Raw genomic sequence first — 21,895 nt, 5'->3', positions numbered from 1 at the left:
CCCCCGCGCTCCGGCAACGCCCGGAGCGCGGGGGCATCGCGCCGCCCGCGCACGCCGTACCGTTGCGTGACATGACTGCCCTCGGTACGGGACTCACCCGCTCCCGGTGCTGGCTCCACGCACACCCGCTCGCCCTGGACGCCGCCCTCGCGACCGCCGTCCTGGTGATGATGGTGGCCGGGTCCTTCGCCGACCCGCACGGCGGCCCGGGCGGCCCGACCTTCGGCACCAGGACTCCCGGAGCCGGCAGCATCGCCCTGATGGCGCTGGGCGCCGCCGCGCTGGTCCTGCGCCGCCGCAGGCCGCTGGCCGTACTCGCCTTCACCTGCCTGGTCACGCTCGCCGAACTCGTCGCGGGCGACCCGCCCGCCCCGGTCGCGATGAGCGCCGTCATCGCGCTCTACACGGTCGCCTCGCGCACGGACCGCCCCACCACCTGGCGCGTCGGCCTGCTGACGATGACCGGTCTGACCGGCGCCGCGATGTGCTTCGGCAGCGGCCCCTGGTACTCCCAGGAGAACCTCGGCATCTTCGCCTGGACCGGCATCGGGGCGACCGCCGGAGACGCCGTGCGCAGCCGCCGCGCCTTCGTCGACGCCATCCGTGAACGCGCCGAGCGCGCCGAGCGCACCCGCGAGGAGGAGGCCCGCCGCCGGGTCGCGGAGGAGCGGCTGCGCATCGCGCGCGACCTCCACGACGTCGTCGCCCACCACATCGCGCTGGTCAACGTGCAGGCGGGCGTCGCGGCCCACGTCATGGACAAGCGCCCCGACCAGGCCAAGGAAGCCCTCGGGCACGTACGGGAGGCCAGCCGCTCCGCGCTGAACGAACTGCGGGCCACCGTCGGCCTGCTCCGCCAGTCCGGCGACCCCGAGGCCCCGACCGAGCCCGCGCCCGGGCTCGGCGTGCTCGACCAGCTCCTGGACACCTTCCGCAACGCGGGCCTGCCCGTCGAGGTGGCCAGGCCGGACAAGGCCGTGGCCGATCCGCTGCCCGCCGCCGTCGACCTCGCGGCGTACCGGATCATCCAGGAGGCCCTGACCAACGTGCAGAAGCACGCGGGGGAGCACGCGAAGGCCGAGGTCAGCGTCGTACGCGTCGGCTCGTCCGCCGAGATCACGGTGATCGACAACGGCGGCGGGGCGAAGGCCACGGCCGACGGCCCCGAGGCCGGCGGCGGCCACGGCCTCACCGGCATGCGCGAGCGCGTCACCGCCCTCGGCGGGACCCTGACCGCCGGGCCCCGCTACGGCGGCGGGTTCCGCGTCCATGCGATCCTGCCGTTCCAGGTGCGGACGGGGGAGAAGACGGTGGAGAACGCGTGACGACGGCCACGACCGGCATCAGGGTCCTGCTCGCCGACGACCAGGCCCTGCTGCGCAGCGCGTTCCGGGTCCTCGTCGACTCCGAGCCCGACATGGAGGTCGTCGGCGAGGCCGCGGACGGCGCCGAGGCCGTCCGGCTCGCCCGCTCGCTGCGCGCCGACGTCGTCCTCATGGACATCCGCATGCCGGGTACGGACGGCCTCGCCGCCACCCGCATGATCAGCGAGGACCCGGACCTGTCCGCCGTGCGGGTCGTGATGCTGACGACCTTCGAGGTGGACGAGTACGTCGTCCAGTCGCTGCGCGCCGGGGCCTCCGGCTTCCTCGGCAAGGGCGCGGAGCCGGAGGAGCTGCTCAGCGCCATCCGCATCGCCGCGGCCGGCGAGGCGCTGCTGTCGCCCGTGGCCACCAAGGGGCTCATCGCCAAGTTCCTCGCGCAGGGCGGCACTTCGGACGACGGCGAGGCCACCGGCGCCCGCGCCGAGCGGCTCTCGGCGCTGACCGTGCGGGAGCGCGAGGTCCTCGTGCAGGTCGCGGGCGGCCACTCCAACGACGAGATCGCCGAGCAACTGGCCGTCAGCCCGCTCACCGTCAAGACCCATGTGAACCGGGCGATGGCGAAGCTCGGGGCCCGCGACCGCGCCCAGTTGGTGGTCATCGCGTACGAGTCGGGACTTGTCCGGCCGAGGGTGGAGTGAAGGTGTAGTGGCGCGTACTCCAGACGCGGTACGCACCGCGTAAGGAAGGGGACCTGGGAGCGAGGGATCCCCTCTTCGCATGGCGGATCGTATAAGCGGGCCACTGTGTCCGCCTGCCTCGCACGCCACGGAAGAGAGACTCACCCATGTCCTGGCTGTCCAGATTCAGCCTCGCTCAGCGGGCGCTGATCGGCCTGATGTCGATCATCGCGATCGTCTTCGGCGCCATCGCGATACCGCAGCTCAAGCAGCAACTGCTGCCCACCATCGAGTTCCCGATGGTGTCCGTGCTGGCGCCCTACCAGGGCGCGTCTCCCGATGTGGTCGAGAAGCAGGTCGTCGAACCGCTCGAAAGCAACATCGAGGCAGTCGACGGCATCACCGGCGTCAACTCCACGGCGAGCGAGGGCAACGCCGTGATCATGGCCCAGTTCGACTACGGCAACGACACCAAGCAGCTCGTCGCCGACGTCCAGCAGGCCGTGAACCGCTCCCGCGCCCAGCTCCCCGACGACGTCGACCCGCAGGTCGTCGCCGGTTCGACGGACGACATCCCCACCGTCCTGCTCGCCGCCACCTCCGGCCTGGACCAGCAGGCGCTCGCCGACCGGCTGGAGAACAGCGTCGTCCCCGTACTGGAGGACATCGAGGGCGTCGGCCAGGTCACCATCGACGGTGTGCGCGACCTCCAGGTCGCCGTCACCCCCGACGACAGGAAGCTCGCCGCGGCCGGTCTGAACGCCGGTGCCCTCGGCCAGGCCCTCCAGGCGGGCGGCGCGACCGTTCCTGCGGGCTCCTTCGCCGAGGACGGCAAGAGCCGCACGGTCCAGGTCGGCGGCGGCTACACCTCGCTGAAGCAGATCGAGGACCTGCGCGTCACCGCGGCGCCGACCGGTCAGGGCAAGCCCCCGAAGCCGGTACGCCTCGGCGACGTCGCCACCGTGAAGGAGCAGCCCGCCACCGCGGTCTCCCTCACCCGTACCAACGGCAAGCCCAGCCTGTCCCTGGCGATCACCATGGACCAGGACGGCAGCGCCGTCGCGATCTCCGACGCGGTCAAGGACAAGCTGCCCGAACTGCGCGACACGCTCGGCTCCGGCAGCGAGATCGCGGTCGTCTTCGACCAGGGACCGGCCGTCTCCAAGTCGATCTCCGGCCTGACCACCGAGGGCGCCCTCGGCCTGGTCTTCGCGGTCGTCGTCATCCTGGTCTTCCTCGCATCGGTCCGCTCGACGCTCGTCACCGCCGTCTCCATCCCGCTCTCGGTCGTCCTCGCGCTCATCGTGCTGTGGACCCGCGACCTGTCGCTCAACGTCCTCACCCTGGGCGCCCTGACCATCGCGATCGGCCGCGTCGTCGACGACTCGATCGTGGTCCTGGAGAACATCAAGCGTCACCTCGCGTACGGCGAGGAGCGCCACTCCGCGATCATCACCGCCGTCAAGGAGGTGGCCGGCGCGGTCACCGCCTCGACCCTCACCACGGTCGCCGTCTTCCTGCCGATCGGCCTGGTCGGCGGCATGGTGGGCCAGCTCTTCGGCTCGTTCTCGCTGACCGTCACGGCGGCCCTGCTCGCCTCGCTGCTGGTGTCCCTCACCGTCGTACCGGTCTTCTCGTACTGGTTCCTGCGCCCGCCCAAGGGCTCCGAGGGCGTCGATCCGGCCGAGCTGCGCCGCACGGCGGAGGAGAAGGAGGCGCGCAGCCCGCTCCAGCGGATGTACGTACCGGTCCTGCGCTTCGCCACCCGTCGTCGCCTGACCAGCCTGGCCATCGCGGTCGTCGTGCTCATCGGCACGTTCGCCATGGCGCCGCTGCTGAAGACCAACTTCCTGGACCAGGGCGAGCAGGACACCCTGTCCGTCACCCAGGAGCTGAAGCCGGGCACCAGCCTGGAGGCCGCGAACCAGGCCGCCCTGAAGGTCGAGAAGGCGCTCGACTCCATCGACACGATCAAGGACTACCAGGTCACGGTCGGCTCGCAGGGCTTCGCCGCGGCCTTCGGCGCCGGCACGGGCGCCAACCAGGCGACGTACCAGCTGACCCTGAAGGACGCCTCCGACTTCGAGGCCACCCAGGACCGCATCGACGAGGAACTGGCCGGACTCGACGGCATCGGCGACACCACCATCGGCGCGGGCGGCGGCTTCGGCAGCCAGGACCTGAGCGTCGTGGTCAAGGCCGGCGACGGCGACGTGCTGACGAAGGCGTCCGAGCAGGTGCGGGACGCGGTCGCCGAGCTCGACGACGTCACCGACGTACAGAGCGACCTGGCCCAGAGCGTGCCCCGGATCTCCGTCACGGCCACCGACAAGGCGGCCGCCGCGGGCTTCGACCAGCAGAGCCTCGGCGCGGCCGTCGCCCAGGCGGTGCGCGGCACCACCTCCGGCAAGGCGGTCATCGGCGACACCGAGCGCGACGTCGTGGTGAAGTCGGCCAAGCCGGCGACCACGATGGACGAGCTGAAGAAGCTGAACCTCGGCCGGGTGAAGCTCGGCGACATCGCCGACGTGAAGCTCGTCGACGGCCCCGTCTCCACGACCCGGATCGACGGCGCCCGCGCGGCGACGATCACGGCCAAGCCGACCGCCGACAACACGGGCGCGGTGACCGCCGCGCTCCAGACGAAGACCACCGAGCTGGAGAAGGAGCTCCCGGCGGGCGCCACCGTCGAGATCGGCGGCGTCTCCTCCGATCAGAACGAGGCCTTCGGCCAGCTCGCCCTGGCCATGCTGGCGGCCATCGCGATCGTCTTCATGCTGCTGGTCGCGACGTTCCGCTCGCTCGTCCAGCCGCTGATCCTGCTGGTCTCCATCCCGTTCGCGGCGACCGGCGCGATCGGTCTGCTGCTCGTCACCGGTACGCCCATGGGTGACCCGGCGATGATCGGCATGCTGATGCTCATCGGCATCGTGGTCACCAACGCGATCGTCCTGATCGACCTGATCAACCAGTACCGGGCCCAGGGCCTGGGCGTCGTCGAGGCGGTGCTGGAGGGCGGCCGTCACCGTCTGCGCCCGATCCTCATGACGGCGCTGGCGACGATCTTCGCGCTGCTGCCCATGGCGCTCGGCATCACCGGCGAGGGCGGCTTCATCTCGAAGCCGCTGGCGATCGTCGTGATCGGCGGCCTGATCACCTCGACGCTGCTGACGCTGCTCCTGGTGCCCACGCTGTACGCGATGGTGGAGCTCCGCAAGGAGCGCCGCGCCAAGAAGAAGGCGGCCAAGCGCGCGACGAAGGCCGGTGTCCCGGGCCCGTCCGGCGCGGACTTCGCCTCGGACGAGTCGCAGCCGGCGAAGGTCTGACCGGCGTACGACGCCGCACCGGCGCGGCGACGAGCCCCGGCCCCCTCTCCAGGGGGCCGGGGCTCACCCCGTTCAGGCTTCGGGGACCTCGGGCGGCCCTTCCGGGATGACGTGCACCTCGACCGGATCGTTGCCGGGCACGCCGCCGGGGCCGGGACAGGCCGAGGCCCGCGCGGCGATCTCCAGGGCCCGCTCCTCGTCCTTGACGTCGACCACCCAGTAGCCCGCGAGGATGCGGCCGGGCTCCGCCGGGCCGTCCGTCACCTTCGCCCGGCCGTCGTCGGTCGCCCGTACCGTCTTGACCAGCGCCGGACCACCGAGGCCACGGGCCTCCACCAGCTCGCCCGCCGCGCCGATCTCCTGGTTGAGCGCGTCCATGTGCGCGAACATCGCCAGCATGTCGTCCTTGGAGAACGACGACATCAGCCCGTCCCACTCGTCGGCGGGCACGTTCATCTGGATCATGTACTCCATGGTCTTCACCCTTCCGTCGCTTCCACGGTGTCAGGTGGGCCCGACGACCGCACCCCCTGACGCCGGGGCGACAGGGGGTGCGGGGGGCTCGTCCGGGAAGACCTACGGCAGGGCCAGCATCCGCTCCAGCGCGAGCTTCGCGAACTGCTCGGTCTCGCGCTCGACCTCGATGCGGTTGACCAGGTTGCCCTCGGCCAGCGACTCCAGCGCCCACACCAGGTGGGGCAGGTCGATGCGGTTCATGGTCGAGCAGAAGCAGACCGTCTTGTCGAGGAAGACGACCTCCTTGTCCTCGGCCGCGAACCGGTTGGCGAGCCGCTGCACCAGGTTCAGCTCGGTGCCGATGGCCCACTTGGAGCCGGCCGGGGCCGCCTGGAGCGTGTTGATGATGTACTCCGTCGAGCCGACGTAGTCCGCCGCCGCCACGACCTCGTGCTTGCACTCGGGGTGCACCAGGACGTTGACGCCCGGTATGCGCGCCCGCACGTCGTTGACGGAGTCGACCGAGAAGCGACCGTGCACCGAGCAGTGCCCGCGCCACAGGATCATCTTCGCGTTCCGCAGCTCCTCGGCGGTCAGGCCGCCGCCCGGCTTGTGCGGGTTGTAGAGCACGCAGTCGTCCAGCGACATGCCCATGTCCCGCACGGCGGTGTTGCGCCCCAGGTGCTGGTCGGGCAGGAAGAGAACCTTCTCGCCCTGCTCGAAGGCCCAGTCCAGCGCCCGCTTCGCGTTCGACGAGGTGCAGATGGTGCCGCCGTGCTTGCCGGTGAACGCCTTGATGTCGGCCGAGGAGTTCATGTACGAGACGGGCACGACCTGCTCGGCCACGCCGGCCTCGGTCAGCACGTCCCAGCACTCGGCGACCTGCTCGGCGGTGGCCATGTCGGCCATCGAGCAGCCGGCGGCCAGGTCGGGGAGGACCACCTTCTGGTCGTCGGACGTCAGGATGTCCGCCGACTCGGCCATGAAGTGCACGCCGCAGAAGACGATGTACTCGGCCTCCGGCCTGGCGGCCGCGTCCTTGGCCAGCTTGAAGGAGTCCCCGGTGACGTCGGCGAACTGGATGACCTCGTCACGCTGGTAGTGGTGACCGAGGATGAAGACCTTGTCCCCGAGCTTTTCCTTGGCGGCGCGGGCACGCTCCACCAGGTCAGGGTCGGAGGGCGACGGCAGGTCGCCGGGGCAGTCCACACCCCGCTCGCTCTTGGCGTCGGCCTCGCGGCCGAGCAGCAGCAGAGCGAGCGGCGACGGCTGGACGTCCAGTGGCTGGGCGGTGGTCACGACACGCACCCTTTCTTGTCTGCGAACACGCTTTTCGTCGATTTGACGTTATCTATCATAACCGCTTCATGTCACTTTGACGATGCCGATGTCGTCGATGTGACGAATTGCCGCCCGCGCCCGCCCCGTGCCCTCCTCGGACGCGGTGTGCGAGCATGAATGGGAAGACAAGCGCTCAGGTCCGGAATGAATCCGCGGCCGCGCCGGTTGCATACGTCGGCAAGCAGTCCGTACAACCCGGGAGAGATGTAGATGTCCGTTCAGGACGACAAGACCACCGTGAGCGACGGCATTCTCCTGTCCGACGCCGCCGCCTCCAAGGTCAAGGCACTGCTGGACCAGGAAGGCCGGGAGGACCTCGCGCTGCGCGTCGCCGTCCAGCCCGGTGGCTGCTCCGGCCTGCGGTACCAGCTCTTCTTCGACGAGCGCTCGCTCGACGGCGACGTCGTGAAGGACTTCGACGGCGTCAAGGTCGTCACCGACCGCATGAGCGCCCCGTACCTGGGCGGCGCCTCCATCGACTTCGTCGACACCATCGAGAAGCAGGGCTTCACGATCGACAACCCGAACGCCACGGGCTCCTGCGCCTGCGGCGACTCGTTCAGCTAGACGACAAGCGCCGCGACAGAAGGCGGCCGCCCCTTCCGCGGGGCGGCCGCCTTCTGTCGTACCCGCGTCGCCGCGGGGCCTCACGCCTACGCGCGCGGCACCGTCTCGCCGCTGCGCGCGTCGACGACCTTGCGGCCGTCCAGCGGCTTGTCGAGCTTCACGGTCTCCTTCAGCTCCTTGGCGAGCGCGATGCAGACCCGGTCGGGATCGGGGTTGGTCTCGGTGATCCGCACCTTCACCGTCCCGTTCTCCTCGCTCGCCTTGGCCGCGTAGTCGCTGCACACGCCGCCCCAGAAGTGCACCGTGAGCTTCCGCCCGTCCGCGCTGTACGACTCGACCTGCCGCGGCGGCGCCGGGGGCTCGCCGCTCTCGCTCGGAGCCGGCTCGGGGGAGGGCTCGGCCAGGTAGTCGGGGTCGACCGCCGGGTGCGTGATCGTGAACGGCTGCGCGCCGCCGCCGGGCCGCACCTCGAACAGCCACGACGGTACGAGCGCCTGCCGCCCGTCGACGTACTGCGCGGCCAGCCCGAACACCGCCCCGCCCACGGCCACGGGCTCCGGCGCGGACGGCGCCCGCCCGCCGGCCGGCTCGCAGGGCGAATCCGCCGCGCCCTTCTCGTCGCCCTTGTCACCGTGCGGCACCGGGGTGGCGCACCCGCCGATGCCGATCCGGCCGGCGCCCTGGCCGGACTTGTTCAGCTGCTTCAGCGCCGCGTCGGCGCTGATCACCGGGTACGTGTCGCCCTTCGCCAGGCCCTTCAGCTGCCCGCTGCCGCCGACCGGTTCCCCGTCGGAGCCGATCTGGACGCCGGTCGCCCAGCCGTACGTCGGCAGGCCGCCCACCCGGGGGTCGGCGTTCACCACCCGTACCGCGCCCATCAGCTGCCGGGCGTCCAGCTCGGCGTCGCCCTGACCCAGCGCCTTCAGCACGGGCGCCGCGGCCTTCTTCGCGGCCTTCTCGCTCACCGCGGAGCCTTCGCCGCCCGGCCGGCCGGAGTCGTCGGGGCACTGCTTGCCCCGGGCGCAGTCGTCACCGCCGGCCGGGCCGAACTTCGCGAACGTCCAGGTGCCCGGCGCCTCCTTGTTGACCTGGAGCACGGGTCCCGCGCCGTCCTTGGCGACCCCGGCCTTCCAGACCGAGCCCTCGGCGCGGGGCTTGCCCGGTACGCCGAGCGCCTCGGCCAGCCGCGCCACCTCGGCGGCGGTGACCGTGCCCGAGGCCCGGTACACCGGCGCGGATCCGGGCCCCTTGGGCAGGTTCCCCTCGGCGCGGTACGTCACCCCGCCGTTCGGGTCCGGCTCGCCGGGCGCCACGCCGGGCGCGTCGGCGTCCGTATGGCCGTCCAGGCTCAGCGGCGGCGGAGTGCCGTCGTCCGCCTTCGCGCCGCTGCCCGTGCCGCCGCCACCGCCCGAGGCGGTCGACGCCCAGTACGCCGCGCCGCCCCCGGCCAGCAGCACCGCCGCTGCCACTGAGGCGGCGACCAGCGGGGCACGCCGCTTGTGGACGCCGGTCGCGTCCTCTTCCGGTCGCTCGGTGCTCACCGCATCGCTCCTTCGGCCGCTGTGCCGTCCTGTGCCTGTGTCCGTATCCCTCAACGGGAGTCCCTCGACGGGAGACACCGGTGGGACGGAACGGGGGAGCGTGCGGTTCCCTCACGCTCCCCACGCGCGCCTCAGGAGCCGGGCTCAGCCCCCGTACTCGGACATCGCGCCGACCAGCCGCGCCGAGGCGGGCGGCACGGTGACGCCGTGGATCAGCGAGACCGGCACGGGAGCGGGCGCGGACTCGGCGGGCACCGCCCAGTGCGGGACCATCCGGGCGCAGTCCCCGCGCAGTTCCTCCAGGCCGCCGTCCTGCTCGGCCCGGGCGGACGACGTGACGCTGTGCTTCTGCATGCGGGACGCTCCCGTAGCTCTGGGGGGCCGCCACACCGCGGACCCCGTCGCTCGCACCGTAAGCAGCTGGGACGTCAGGAGAAAAGCCCTACTATCGGGTAGTTTTGCCTCTTGGTGCGCGGGGGCTACGAACGGGTAGCGTGAACTGTCCTCACCCACCGCCCGCAGGAGCGTCCTCGCCGTGCGTATCGCAGTCACCGGCTCCATCGCCACCGACCACCTCATGACCTTCCCCGGCCGCTTCGCCGACCAATTGGTCGCGGACCAGCTGCACACGGTCTCCCTCTCCTTCCTGGTCGACAACCTCGACGTACGCCGGGGCGGTGTCGGCGCCAACATCTGCTTCGGCATGGGCCAGCTCGGCACGGCCCCGATCCTGGTCGGCGCCGCCGGCTCGGACTTCGACGAGTACCGCGCCTGGCTCGACCGGCACGGGGTGGACACGGGCTCGGTGCGCATCTCCGAGGTCCTGCACACCGCCCGCTTCGTGTGCACCACCGACGCCGACCACAACCAGATCGGCTCCTTCTACACGGGTGCGATGAGCGAGGCCCGCCAGATCGAGCTCCAGGCGGTGGCCGAGCGCGTCGGCGGCCTGGACCTCGTCCTGATCGGCGCGGACGACCCCGAGGCGATGCTGCGCCACACGGAGGAGTGCAAGGCGCGCTCCATCTCGTTCGCCGCGGACTTCTCGCAGCAGATCGCCCGCATGTCGGGCGACGACATCCGCACGCTGCTCGCGGGTGCGACGTACCTCTTCTCCAACGAGTACGAGAAGGGGCTCATCGAGTCCAAGACCGGCTGGAGCGACGAGGAGATCCTCGCCAAGGTCGGCCATCGCGTCACGACGCTCGGCTCGCGCGGCGTGCGGATCGAGCGGGTCGGCGACGAGCCGGTGATCGTCGGCTGCCCGGAGGAGGAGGGCAAGGTCGACCCCACCGGCGTCGGCGACGCTTTCCGCGCCGGCTTCCTGTCCGGTCTGGCCTGGGGCGTCGGCCTGGAGCGCGCCGCGCAGGTCGGCTGCATGCTGGCGACGCTGGTGATCGAGACGCTGGGCACGCAGGAGTACACGCTGCGCCGCGCCAACTTCATGGACCGCTTCACCAAGGCGTACGGCCACGAGGCGGCGGAAGAGGTCCGCGCCCACCTGTCCTGAACCGGGACGCCGCGCAGGCGTGACCCCGGACGGCGGACGGGGCCGGACGAGCCCGCCGAGCGGCGACGCGCCCGCTCGGCGGCTTCTCCGGCCCCTTCGGCGTTCCAGGAGCGGTACGAGCGGCCGCGGCAGCCCGCGCCGCGCTCGCCGTCAGCTCAAGCGCCGCACCACGTACGCCGCGCCGCGCTCAGCCGCCCGCTCCCCGACGTACTCCTGCCCCCGCATCCCGCACCACGCCGGAATGTCCAGCCGGGCCGCCTCGTCGTCCGAGAGCACCGTCACCGTCCCGCCGACCGGCACGTCGCCGATGACCTTCGCCAGCTCGATCACCGGGATCGGGCACCGCTTGCCGAGCGAGTCGACGACCAGCGACGGCGCCTCGGACGGCGAGGACGCGGCGGCGACCGGCGCACCCAGCCGCTCCCGCACCCCGGCCACCGCCCCCGGCAGCGCCTCCAGGAAGCGGTCCACGTCCTGCTCCGCCGTGCCGGACGGTAGCGAGACCCGGACGTTGCCCTCCGTCAGCACACCCATCGCGCGGAGCACATGGCTCGGCGTGAGGGTGCTGCTCGTACACGACGAACCGGACGATACAGAAAAACCGGCGCGGTCCAACTCGTGCAGCAGCGCCTCCCCGTCGACGTACAGGCACGAGAAGGTGATCACGTGCGGCAGCCTCCGCACCGGATCGCCGACGACCTCCACATCCGGTACGAGCTCCGGCACCCGGAGCCGGATCCGGTCCACCAGCGCCCGCAACCGCTCCGCCTCGGCCGCCGCCTCGCCCCGCACGGCCCGCAGTGAGGCCGCCGCCGCCACGATCGCGGGCAGGTTCTCGAAGCCGGCCGCCCGCCCGGACTCCCGCTCGTCGGCGGGGCCTTGGGGGGCGAACCGCACGCCCTTGCGCACCACCAGCAGCCCGACCCCCGCCGGACCGCCCCATTTGTGCGCACTCGCCGTCAGCAGCGACCAGTCGCCCTCCACCGGCCCCCACCCGAGCGACTGCGCCGCGTCCACAAGCAGCGGCACACCCACCGCCCGGCACTGCTGTGCGATTTCAGCCACCGGCTGCTCGGTGCCGACCTCGTGATTGGCGGACTGCAGGCAGGCCAGCGCGGTGTCCTCACGCAGCTCCCGGGCGTACGCCCCGGGGTCCACGCGGCCCGCCCGGTCCACCGCCACCTGCGTCGTCGTACCGCCCGCCGCCTCGTGCCCGGCGGCCGAATGGAGCACCGACGAGTGCTCGACGGCGGAGACCACCAGATGCCGGCCGACACGCCGGCGCCCGGCCAGTGCGCCCGCGATCCCGGTGTGCACCGCGCGGGTGCCGGACGAGGTGAACACGAGCTCGTCGGGGCGGCACCCCACGGCCTCCGCCGCCGCCTCCCGGGCCGCGTCGAGCAGCAGCCTGGCCCGCCGCCCCTCGCGGTAGAGGCGGGACGGGTCGGCCCAGCCCTCGTCGAGCGAGGCGAGCAGGGCCTGCCGGGCGACGGGGTGCAGCGGGGCGGAGGAGGCGGCGTCGAAGTAGGGCACACCGCCACGCTAATCCCCGCCGCCACGACCGCGCGCACCACCGGCGGGCGGGTCCGGGGGAGGGCGCGGGGGAGGGGCGCCGGACGCCCCGCCGGATGCCGGGTCAGATGACGGGCGGAGGCCCGTATTCCACCGAGAAGCCACCCCTTCGGGGAGGGGTACGGCGCGTTGGGCACCCTCCCCGCGCGACCCCAAATAGCGTCCAGTAGGGTTTGGTCCGCATAAACATCCAAACCCCTGCCCGCGTCAGGGCCGGCGACCGACCAGCGAGACGGCCGCGACCGACCGCGCGGGCGAGACTCTCGGGAAGGCGCTACGTGAGTCCCAACGGCTCCGACCGCTCGTCGCGGCGCCCGATGCGGCGGAAGCTGCTCCAGGTGCTGACCGCGGGCGTGGTCCTGGCGACCGCCTCTGGTTGCTCGTACACATGGGAAGACTTCCCCCGCCTCGGGATGCCTACCCCGGTCACCGAAGAGGCTCCCATTATTCTGTCCCTCTGGCAGGGCTCGTGGGCGGCAGCGCTCGTCACGGGCGTCCTGGTGTGGGGGCTGATTCTGTGGAGCGTCTTCTTCCACCGGCGTAGCCGCACCAAGGTAGAAGTACCTCCGCAGACCCGGTACAACATGCCCATCGAGGCGCTGTACACCGTGGTCCCGCTCATCATCGTCTCGGTCCTCTTCTACTTCACCGCGCGCGACGAGTCGAAGCTCCTCGCGCTCGAGAAGAAGCCGACCCACACCATCAACGTGGTCGGCTTCCAGTGGAGCTGGGGCTTCAACTACGTGGAGAACGTGGACGGCGACGCCGCCACCGGCGTGAAGCCCCCCAAGGAGCTCGACGCCATCCCGAACCGCTACACCGAGGAGTTCCCCGAAGGCGCCGAAGGCGTCTACGCGGTCGGCACTCCGGGCGAGCGGAACCCGCAGAACGGCAACCCGGGTCCGACCCTGTGGCTGCCGAAGGGCGAGAAGGTCCGCTTCATCCTGACTTCGCGTGACGTCATCCACTCCTTCTGGGTGGTGCCGTTCCTCATGAAGCTGGACGTCATCCCGGGCCACACCAACGCCTTCGAGGTGACCCCCACGCGTGAGGGCACCTTCCGGGGCAAGTGCGCCGAGCTCTGCGGTGTCGACCACTCCCGGATGCTCTTCAACGTGAAGGTCGTCTCCCCGGAGCGGTACCAGCAGCACCTCAAGGAGCTGGCGGAGAAGGGCCAGACCGGCTTCATCCCGTCCGGTATCGAGCAGACCGACCCGGCCAGGAATGCGGAGACGAACAAACTGTGAGCATCCTCAACGAACCCAAGGGTGCCGCGGCGGCAGACGGCTCGTCCTACGAGAACGAACTGCCGGTACGGCGCAAGCAGCCGGGAAATGTCGTCGTCAAGTGGCTGACCACCACTGACCACAAGACCATCGGCTCGCTCTACCTGATCACGTCGTTCGTGTTCTTCTGTGTCGGCGGCCTGATGGCGCTCTTCATGCGCGCCGAACTGGCCCGTCCCGGCACGCAGATCATGTCGAACGAGCAGTTCAACCAGGCGTTCACGATGCACGGCACGATCATGCTGCTGATGTTCGCGACGCCGCTGTTCGCCGGATTCGCGAACTGGATCATGCCGCTGCAGATCGGCGCGCCCGACGTGGCGTTCCCCCGGCTGAACATGTTCGCGTACTGGCTGTACCTCTTCGGCTCGCTCATCGCGGTGGCCGGCTTCCTCACCCCCCAGGGTGCGGCCGACTTCGGCTGGTTCGCCTACGCCCCGCTGTCGGACGCGGTCCGTTCGCCGGGTGTCGGCGCCGACATGTGGATCATGGGTCTGGCCTTCTCGGGCTTCGGCACGATCCTCGGCTCGGTCAACTTCATCACCACGATCATCTGCATGCGCGCGCCCGGCATGACGATGTTCCGCATGCCGATCTTCACCTGGAACGTGCTGCTGACCGGTGTGCTGGTCCTGCTCGCCTTCCCGGTGCTCGCGGCGGCTCTCTTCGCCCTGGAGGCGGACCGCAAGTTCGGTGCGCACATCTTCGACGCGGCCAACGGCGGATCGCTGCTGTGGCAGCACCTCTTCTGGTTCTTCGGACACCCAGAGGTGTACATCATCGCGCTGCCGTTCTTCGGCATCATCTCCGAGGTCATCCCGGTCTTCAGCCGCAAGCCGATGTTCGGCTACATCGGCCTGATCGGCGCGACGATCGCCATCGCCGGCCTCTCGGTCACGGTGTGGGCGCACCACATGTACGTCACGGGCGGCGTGCTGTTGCCGTTCTTCTCGTTCATGACCTTCCTGATCGCGGTACCGACCGGTGTGAAGTTCTTCAACTGGATCGGCACCATGTGGAAGGGCTCACTGTCCTTCGAGACCCCGATGCTGTGGGCCGTCGGCTTCCTGATCACCTTCACCTTCGGTGGTCTGACCGGCGTCATCCTGGCCTCGCCCCCGATGGACTTCCACGTCTCCGACTCGTACTTCGTGGTCGCGCACTTCCACTACGTCATCTTCGGCACCGTGGTCTTCGCGATGTTCTCCGGATTCCACTTCTGGTGGCCGAAGTTCACGGGCAAGATGCTGGACGAGCGCCTGGGCAAGATCACCTTCTGGACCCTGTTCGTGGGCTTCCACGGCACGTTCCTGGTCCAGCACTGGCTCGGCGCCGAGGGCATGCCGCGTCGTTACGCGGACTACCTCGCCGCCGACGGCTTCACCCTGCTGAACACGATCTCCACGATCGCCTCGTTCCTGCTGGGTCTGTCGATGCTCCCGTTCTTCTACAACGTGTGGAAGACCGCGAAGTACGGCAAGAAGATCGAGGTCGACGACCCGTGGGGCTACGGCCGTTCGCTGGAGTGGGCGACGTCCTGCCCGCCCCCGCGGCACAACTTCCTCACGCTGCCGCGGATCCGTTCCGAATCCCCGGCGTTCGACCTGCACCACCCTGAGATCGCCGCTCTCGAGCAGCTCGAGAACCACGGACAGAAGGACACCGCGCTGTTCGGCGGCAAGGAGGTCGGCAAGTGAAGATCCAGGGAAAGATGTTCATCTGGTTGAGCATCTTCATCCTCGCCATGGCGATCGTCTATGGCGTGTGGTCGAAGGAGCCCGCCGGAACCACGGCACTGTTCCTGGCCTTCGGCCTGAGCATCATGATCGGCTACTACCTGGCCTTCACGGCCAAGCGTGTCGACGCGATGGCCCAGGACGACAAGGAGGCCGACGTAGCGGACGAGGCCGGTGACGTCGGCTTCTTCTCGCCGCACAGCTGGCAGCCGCTCTCGCTGGCCATCGGAGGCGCGTTCGCGTTCCTCGGCGTGGCCATGGGCTGGTGGCTGCTGTACTTCTCGGCGCCGCTGATCCTGATCGGTCTCTTCGGCTGGGTCTTCGAGTACTACCGGGGCGAGAACCAGAACCAGTAGACGCACCAGTGACACGCCCGAGGGGCCCGCCCACCTGCACATCAGGTGGGCGGGCCCCTCGTTTGGCATCTCCCGGCGCGCCGTACCTGTGAAATGTTCCTAATGTGTGATCATGAGCCATTCACCTCGACTCCGGACGGTTCTGAGCTGCTCCCTGCTGATCGCGTCCCTCGCGGCAGCCGGGACGGCGTGCAGCGGGTCCGGTGACGGCCATCCGCTCTCCGCGGCGCCGTACGACGCGGCGGACCAGGTCTCCTTCAACGCGGCCACCGGCACGTCCAAGGCGGACCCCGAGAAGCCCCTGGAGATCACCGCCAAGGACAAGGACGGCCGGATCACGGACGTGACGGCCTCCGACGCCGCCGGGCGCTATCTGGCCGGCGAACTCTCCGCCGACGGCTCGCGCTGGCACAGCACCGCCCCGCTGGCGGCCGGAGCGCGCTACACGGTCAAGGTCGCCACCGAGGACGAGGACGGCGCACCCGGTGCGCGCACCCTCACCTTCGAGACCTCGGTCCCTCCGAGGAAGCGCCTGAAGGTCACCTTCGGCCCCAAGGCGGGCAAGTACGGCGTCGGCCAGCCGGTCACCGCCGAACTCAGCGCCCCCGTCAAGGGCGAGGCGGCCAGAGCGGTCGTCGAACGCGCCCTGAAGGTGCGCTCGGAGCCGGCGGTGCAGGGGTCCTGGCACTGGGTGGACGACAAGAAACTGCACTTCCGTCCGAAGGAGTACTGGCCCGCCAACGCCACCATCACGGCGCGCAGCACCCTCGACGGCATCAAGGTGGCCGACCGGCTCTACGGCGGCCCCGCCAAGCCGCTGCGGATCACCACCGGGGACCGGGTGGAGGCCATCACCGACGCCGGCTCGCACCAGATGACGGTCATGCGCAACGGCAAGGTGATCAACACCATTCCCGTGACCACCGGCAAGCCCGGCTTCTCCACCCGCAACGGCGTCAAGGTCGTACTGGGCAAGGAGTACTTCGTACGGATGCGCGGGACGACCGTCGGCATCGCCGAGGGCTCCGCGGACTCGTACGACCTGCCGGTCTACTACGCCACCCGGGTCACCTGGAGCGGCGAGTACGTCCACGCCGCGCCCTGGTCGGTCGGCTCGCAGGGGTCGGCCAACGTCAGCCACGGCTGCACCGGCATGAGCACGAGCAACGCCGAGTGGTTCTTCAAGACCGTCCGCGAGGGCGACATCGTCAAGGTCGTGAACAGCGCCGGGGACATGATGGACCCCTTCGGGAACGGCTTCGGCGACTGGAACGTGCCCTGGGACAAGTGGCGCAAGGGCAGCGCCCTGATGGCCGGGGTCCGGGAAGGCGGAAGCCCCGTCGACGCGGCCAGGCTGCGACCGGAGGTCTGACGGGGCCACGCGCCGGTGTCACGCCTCGACGGCGAGCCTGCCGCGCAGCAACGACGCCAGGGCGTCCGCGAACTCCGCGGGATCCACCGGAAGGGTCACAGCGCTCTCCGCGCGGCTCCAGGTGGCCAGCCAGGAGTCCTGCGGGCGCCCGATCAGCAGCAGTACGGGCGGGCAGTTGAACACCTCGTCCTTGATCTGCCGGCAGACCCCCATGCCGCCCGCGGGCACGGCCTCGCCGTCCAGCACGCACACGTCGACACCGCCCCCGTTCAGCGCCGTGAGGACCGCCGGCAGGGTGGCGCACTCCAGGAACTCGACCGGGGGCACGTCCGCGGCGGGCCTGCGACCCGCCGCAAGCCGCACCTGTTCACGGGTGTGCGCGTTGTCGCTGTAGACCAGGACCGTGGCGGTCATTGTTCCTCCATGCATCGAGGAGCCCTCGAAGGCTCGGTGTTGGATCAGGAACCGATGCGCGGATGCTACTCCGTCCGACAGCCGGTCAGCAGGGGTTCGCATCTGCCTTCGACGGTACTCCCGATGGGCCGTTCGGCTCAGGCCACAGGGCCTTCTCAGAGCATGGACACACCGAATGGCACCCCCGGGAGTGAGGGCGGGATAAGCGACCGACATAATGTCGGTCGTGGCGACAGCAACGACAGTAGATACCGGGCACGCGCACCCGTCGGTCAATCGACCGAACCTCACCAGCGTCGGAACCATCATCTGGCTGAGTTCCGAGCTGATGTTCTTCGCGGCCCTATTCGCGATGTACTTCACCCTGCGATCGGTGACGGGTCCCGAGTTCTGGAAGCAGCAGGCCGAACACCTGAACTTCCCGTTCTCGGCGACGAACACCACGATCCTGGTGCTCTCCTCCCTCACCTGCCAGCTCGGCGTCTTCGCCGCCGAGCGCGGGGACGTGAAGAAGCTCCGGGCGTGGTTCATCATCACGTTCGTGATGGGTGCGATCTTCATCGGAGGCCAGGTCCTCGAGTACACCGAGCTGGTGAAGGACGCGGGCCTCTCGCTCTCGTCCGACCCGTACGGCTCGGTGTTCTACCTGACGACCGGCTTCCACGGACTGCACGTGACGGGCGGACTCATCGCCTTCCTGCTGGTCCTCGGCCGTACATACGCGGCCAAGAGATTCACCCACGAGCAGGCAACCGCCGCCATCGTCGTGTCCTACTACTGGCACTTCGTCGATGTCGTCTGGATCGGCCTCTTCGCCACGATCTACATGATCAAGTAGGTCGGGTCCGAAACCCGGCCCACATCCAGCACCATCGACGCAGAAGATCCTGACACCGGGGTAATCCGTGAAAAAGCTCTCCGCACGACGACGCCATCCGCTGGCGGCGGTCGTCGTACTACTCCTCGCGCTGGCGGCCACCGGGGGGCTGTACGCCGCGTTCGCGCCCGCGGGCAAGGCCCAGGCCGATGAAACCGCCCAGTCCCTCGCCATCGAGGAGGGCAAGCGGCTCTACGCCACTGGCTGCTCCAGCTGCCACGGCACCGGCGGTCAGGGCGGCAGTGACGGCCCGTCCCTCGTGGGCGTCGGCTCGGCCGCAGTGGACTTCCAGGTCGGCACCGGCCGTATGCCGGCGCAGCAGCCCGGCGCCCAGGTGCCCAAGAAGCCGAGGATCTACTCGCAGGCCGAGATCGACCAGCTCGCCGCGTACGTCGCTTCCCTCGGAGCCGGCCCGATCACGCCGACCGAGAAGCAGTACAGCCCTGAGGGTGCGGACATCGCCAAGGGTGGCGACCTGTTCCGTACCAACTGCGCCCAGTGCCACAACTTCACGGGCGAGGGCGGTGCCCTGACGAACGGCAAGTACGCCCCGAGCCTGGAAGACGTGAGCCCGAAGCACCTCTACGAGGCCATGCAGACCGGCCCGCAGAACATGCCGTCCTTCCCCGACACGACGCTGCCGGAGCAGCAGAAGAAGGACATCATCGCGTACGTCAAGACGGTGAACGGCGAGGAGACGGAGACCCCCGGCGGCTTCGCGCTGGGCGGCCTCGGCCCCGTCAGCGAGGGTCTGTTCGGCTGGATCTTCGGTCTCGGTTCGCTGATCGCCGTCGCCGTCTGGGTCGCGGCCCACACCGCTAAGGCCAAGAAGTCATGAGTAGCCAAGAGATTCCAGAGAAGAACCTGCCCAGTGAGCAGGACACCGCGCACGGCGCGGTGGCCGTGGCGGAAGACCCGTTCGCGGACCCGGGGCTGCCGCCCCACAAGCCGCGTGTCCAGGACATCGACGAGCGGGCCGCCAAGCGCTCCGAGCGCACGGTCGCCCTGCTGTTCACGCTGTCCATGCTGTCCACGATCGGCTTCATCGCCTCCTTCGTGGCGTTCCCGGTCGAGAAGATCGTGTACGTCTGGCCGCTCGGCCACGTCAGCGCGCTGAACCTCTCGCTGGGCGTGACGCTCGGCCTCGCCCTCTTCTGCATCGGCGCGGGAGCGGTCCACTGGGCCCGCACCCTGATGTCCGACGTGGAGGTCGCCGACGACCGTCACCCGATCGAGGCAGACCCGGTCGTCAAGGCCAAGGTCATGTCGGACTTCGCGGCCGGTGCCGAGGAGTCGGCGATCGGCCGCCGCAAGCTGATCCGCACCACGATGTTCGGCGCGCTGGCCATGGTGCCGCTCTCCGGTGTGGTGCTGCTGCGCGACCTGGGCCCGCTGCCCGAGGAGAAGCTGCGCCACACGCTGTGGGGCAAGGGCAAGCAGCTCATCAACATGAACACGAACGAGCCGCTGCGTCCCGAGGACGTCGCGGTGGGTTCGCTGACCTTCGCCAAGCCGGAAGGCCTGGAGGAGGACAACCACGAGTTCAACAACGAGATCGCCAAGGCCGCCCTGATGATCGTCCGGCTTCAGCCGCAGGACATCAAGGACAAGCGCGAGCTCGACTGGTCCCACCAGGGCATCGTGGCGTTCTCGAAGATCTGCACCCATGTCGGCTGCCCGATCAGCCTGTACGAGCAGCAGACGCATCACGTGCTCTGCCCGTGCCACCAGTCCACTTTCGACCTCTCCGACGGTGCGCGCGTCATCTTCGGCCCGGCCGGCCACGCCCTCCCGCAGCTGCGGATCGGCGTGAATGACGAAGGATTCCTCGAGGCGCTCGGCGACTTCGAAGAGCCCGTCGGTCCTAGTTTCTGGGAGCGCGGATGAGCACCGTGACCGACGACAAGCGCAAGGCGCCCGCAGGTGAGCGGGTCGCCGACTGGGCGGACGGCCGGCTGGGCATCTACAGCCTGGCCAAGGCCAACATGCGCAAGATCTTCCCGGACCACTGGTCCTTCATGCTGGGTGAGATCGCGCTCTACAGCTTCATCATCATCATCCTCACGGGTGTGTACCTGACGCTGTTCTTCCACCCGAGCATGAACGAGGTCGTGTACCACGGCTCGTACGTGCCGATGCAGGGCATCCGGATGACGGAGGCCTACGCGTCGACCCTGGAGATCAGCTTCGACGTCCGCGGCGGTCTGCTCATCCGGCAGATCCACCACTGGGCCGCGCTGATCTTCCTCGCGGCGATGTTCGTGCACATGATGCGCGTGTTCTTCACGGGCGCGTTCCGCAAGCCGCGTGAGATCAACTGGCTGTTCGGCTTCCTGCTGTTCGTCCTGGGCATGTTCACCGGTTTCACCGGCTACTCGCTCCCGGACGACCTGCTCTCCGGCACCGGTGTCCGCTTCACGCAGGGCGCGATCCTGGCGACGCCCGTCGTCGGCACGTACATCTCGTTCTTCCTGTTCGGCGGCGAGTTCCCCGGCCACGACATGGTGGCCCGGTTCTACTCGATCCACATCCTGCTGCTGCCGGGCATCATGCTCGGCCTCGTGGTGGCGCACCTGATCCTGGTCTTCTACCACAAGCACACGCAGTTCGCGGGCCCCGGACGTACGAACAAGAACGTCGTGGGCATGCCGCTGCTGCCGGTCTACATGGCCAAGGCCGGAGGCTTCTTCTTCCTGGTCTTCGGTGTCATCGCGGCCATCGCGGGTCTGTTCACGATCAACCCGGTCTGGGCGCTCGGCCCGTACCGTCCGGACCAGGTGTCCACCGGCGCCCAGCCCGACTGGTACATGGGCTTCGCCGAGGGTCTGATCCGTGTCATGCCCGGCTGGGAGATCAACCTGTGGGGTCACACGCTCGCCCTGGGCGTGTTCATCCCGCTGACGCTCTTCGGTCTGGTCCTCGTCGCGCTGGCGGTCTACCCGTTCATCGAGTCGTGGGTCACCGGTGACAAGCGCGAGCACCACATCCTGGACCGGCCGCGCAACGCGCCGACCCGCACCGCGCTGGGCGTCGCCTGGATCACCGGTTACGTGATCATGCTCCTGGGTGGCGGCAACGACATCTTCGCCACGCACTTCCACCTGTCGATCAACTCGATCACCTGGTTCGTCCGGATCTCCTACTTCGTGGGACCGGTCCTGGCGTTCGTGATCACCCGGCGGATCTGCCTCGGCCTCCAGCGCCGCGACAAGGACAAGGTGCTGCACGGACGTGAGTCCGGCATCATCAAGCGCCTGCCGCACGGTGAGTTCGTCGAGGTGCACGAGCAGCTGAGCCGGCAGGAGCTGCACACGCTCACGGCGCACGAGCAGTACGCGCCGGCCGAGATCGGCCCGTCGGTCGACGAGAACGGCGTCGAGCGCAAGGTGACGCGCGGCCAGAAGCTCCGCGCCAAGCTGAGCAAGGGCTACTACGGCGAGGGGAACCAGATCCCCAAGCCGACCGCCGACGAGTACAAGGAGATCACCAGCGGCCACGGCCACCACTGATCTCCGACCGTCAGGTCGCCACAGCGGGAG

19 protein-coding genes are annotated in these 21,895 nt (G+C 69.7%); 13 read left to right on the top strand and 6 right to left on the bottom strand.

Annotation, left to right across the window (positions count from 1 at the left end):
- The first annotated feature begins 71 nt into the window (after positions 1–71).
- The 3 genes from IE185_RS02165 (at position 72) to IE185_RS02155 (ending at position 5,328) form a co-directional block, all read left to right on the top strand.
- On the top strand, positions 72–1,325 hold the full coding sequence (locus IE185_RS02165; RefSeq protein ID WP_138895432.1) for a sensor histidine kinase: 1,254 nt from the start codon (positions 72–74) through the stop codon (positions 1,323–1,325).
- Entirely contained in the window at positions 1,322–2,023 is a 702-nt protein-coding gene (locus IE185_RS02160; RefSeq protein ID WP_138895431.1) for a response regulator, read from the top strand. The genes IE185_RS02165 and IE185_RS02160 overlap by 4 nt, the downstream gene beginning before the upstream one ends.
- A 146-nt stretch (positions 2,024–2,169) precedes the next feature.
- Entirely contained in the window at positions 2,170–5,328 is a 3,159-nt protein-coding gene (locus IE185_RS02155; protein WP_138895430.1) for an efflux RND transporter permease subunit, read from the top strand.
- A gap of 72 nt (positions 5,329–5,400) precedes the next feature.
- On the opposite strand, the gene IE185_RS02150 is transcribed toward IE185_RS02155, so the two are convergent.
- Positions 5,401–5,802 carry a YciI family protein gene (locus IE185_RS02150; protein ID WP_229843308.1) on the bottom strand — a complete coding sequence of 134 codons (402 nt, stop codon included), beginning with the start codon at positions 5,800–5,802 and terminating at the stop codon, positions 5,401–5,403.
- A gap of 102 nt (positions 5,803–5,904) precedes the next feature.
- Positions 5,905–7,092 carry a quinolinate synthase NadA gene (gene nadA, locus IE185_RS02145; RefSeq protein WP_138895429.1) on the bottom strand — a complete coding sequence of 396 codons (1,188 nt, stop codon included), beginning with the start codon at positions 7,090–7,092 and terminating at the stop codon, positions 5,905–5,907.
- 243 nt (positions 7,093–7,335) lie between these two features.
- On the opposite strand from nadA, the gene IE185_RS02140 reads away from it, so the two are divergent.
- Complete coding sequence (locus tag IE185_RS02140; protein WP_069929089.1) at positions 7,336–7,692, top strand: HesB/IscA family protein; 357 nt, start codon at positions 7,336–7,338, stop codon at positions 7,690–7,692.
- Positions 7,693–7,778: 86 nt separating this feature from the next.
- Here IE185_RS02140 and IE185_RS02135 read toward each other — a convergent pair whose 3' ends face one another.
- Positions 7,779–9,233, bottom strand: coding sequence for a hypothetical protein (locus IE185_RS02135; RefSeq protein ID WP_138895428.1), 1,455 nt, complete (start codon positions 9,231–9,233; stop codon positions 7,779–7,781).
- Between the two features lie 144 nt (positions 9,234–9,377).
- Positions 9,378–9,587: a hypothetical protein gene (locus tag IE185_RS02130; RefSeq protein WP_138895427.1), complete on the bottom strand. Its 210-nt coding sequence runs from the start codon at positions 9,585–9,587 to the stop codon at positions 9,378–9,380.
- Between the two features lie 181 nt (positions 9,588–9,768).
- Here IE185_RS02130 and IE185_RS02125 point away from each other — a divergent pair, with 181 nt between their 5' ends.
- Positions 9,769–10,743 (top strand): carbohydrate kinase family protein, encoded by a 975-nt coding sequence (locus tag IE185_RS02125; protein WP_138895426.1) that lies wholly within the window; start codon positions 9,769–9,771, stop codon positions 10,741–10,743.
- Positions 10,744–10,893: 150 nt separating this feature from the next.
- Here the strand turns inward: IE185_RS02125 and IE185_RS02120 are convergent, their stop codons facing one another.
- Positions 10,894–12,276: a cysteine desulfurase/sulfurtransferase TusA family protein gene (locus tag IE185_RS02120; RefSeq protein ID WP_138906586.1), complete on the bottom strand. Its 1,383-nt coding sequence runs from the start codon at positions 12,274–12,276 to the stop codon at positions 10,894–10,896.
- A 317-nt stretch (positions 12,277–12,593) separates the two neighbouring features.
- On the opposite strand from IE185_RS02120, the gene ctaC reads away from it, so the two are divergent.
- The 4 genes from ctaC to IE185_RS02100 all read left to right on the top strand — a co-directional run bounded on the left by ctaC (position 12,594) and on the right by IE185_RS02100 (position 17,065).
- Complete coding sequence (gene ctaC, locus IE185_RS02115) at positions 12,594–13,562, top strand: aa3-type cytochrome oxidase subunit II (RefSeq protein ID WP_138895195.1); 969 nt, start codon at positions 12,594–12,596, stop codon at positions 13,560–13,562.
- Positions 13,559–15,298, top strand: coding sequence for an aa3-type cytochrome oxidase subunit I (gene ctaD / locus IE185_RS02110; protein ID WP_138895196.1), 1,740 nt, complete (start codon positions 13,559–13,561; stop codon positions 15,296–15,298). The genes ctaC and ctaD overlap by 4 nt, the downstream gene beginning before the upstream one ends.
- The gene (locus IE185_RS02105) at positions 15,295–15,693 is read left to right on the top strand and encodes a cytochrome c oxidase subunit 4 (RefSeq protein WP_138895197.1); all 399 of its coding nucleotides are present in this window, start codon (positions 15,295–15,297) and stop codon (positions 15,691–15,693) included. Before ctaD ends, IE185_RS02105 begins: the two co-directional genes overlap by 4 nt.
- 112 nt (positions 15,694–15,805) lie before the next feature.
- Positions 15,806–17,065 carry a L,D-transpeptidase gene (locus tag IE185_RS02100; protein WP_138895198.1) on the top strand — a complete coding sequence of 420 codons (1,260 nt, stop codon included), beginning with the start codon at positions 15,806–15,808 and terminating at the stop codon, positions 17,063–17,065.
- A gap of 18 nt (positions 17,066–17,083) precedes the next feature.
- Here IE185_RS02100 and IE185_RS02095 read toward each other — a convergent pair whose 3' ends face one another.
- Complete coding sequence (locus tag IE185_RS02095; RefSeq protein WP_138895199.1) at positions 17,084–17,479, bottom strand: hypothetical protein; 396 nt, start codon at positions 17,477–17,479, stop codon at positions 17,084–17,086.
- A 217-nt stretch (positions 17,480–17,696) separates the two neighbouring features.
- On the opposite strand from IE185_RS02095, the gene ctaE reads away from it, so the two are divergent.
- The 4 genes from ctaE to qcrB all read left to right on the top strand — a co-directional run bounded on the left by ctaE (position 17,697) and on the right by qcrB (position 21,865).
- Positions 17,697–18,317, top strand: coding sequence for an aa3-type cytochrome oxidase subunit III (ctaE, locus tag IE185_RS02090; RefSeq protein WP_069929098.1), 621 nt, complete (start codon positions 17,697–17,699; stop codon positions 18,315–18,317).
- A gap of 67 nt (positions 18,318–18,384) precedes the next feature.
- On the top strand, positions 18,385–19,194 hold the full coding sequence (gene qcrC / locus IE185_RS02085; protein WP_138895200.1) for a cytochrome bc1 complex diheme cytochrome c subunit: 810 nt from the start codon (positions 18,385–18,387) through the stop codon (positions 19,192–19,194).
- Positions 19,191–20,243 carry a cytochrome bc1 complex Rieske iron-sulfur subunit gene (gene qcrA, locus IE185_RS02080; RefSeq protein ID WP_138895201.1) on the top strand — a complete coding sequence of 351 codons (1,053 nt, stop codon included), beginning with the start codon at positions 19,191–19,193 and terminating at the stop codon, positions 20,241–20,243. The genes qcrC and qcrA overlap by 4 nt, the downstream gene beginning before the upstream one ends.
- Positions 20,240–21,865 (top strand): cytochrome bc1 complex cytochrome b subunit, encoded by a 1,626-nt coding sequence (gene qcrB, locus IE185_RS02075; protein ID WP_138895202.1) that lies wholly within the window; start codon positions 20,240–20,242, stop codon positions 21,863–21,865. The genes qcrA and qcrB overlap by 4 nt, the downstream gene beginning before the upstream one ends.
- The last annotated feature ends 30 nt before the right edge of the window (positions 21,866–21,895 follow it).

The sequence above is a fragment of the Streptomyces chryseus genome, from assembly GCF_014650755.1.
Lineage (GTDB): Bacteria > Actinomycetota > Actinomycetes > Streptomycetales > Streptomycetaceae > Streptomyces > Streptomyces chryseus.
This window is presented reverse-complemented; position numbering and strand designations above follow the sequence as displayed.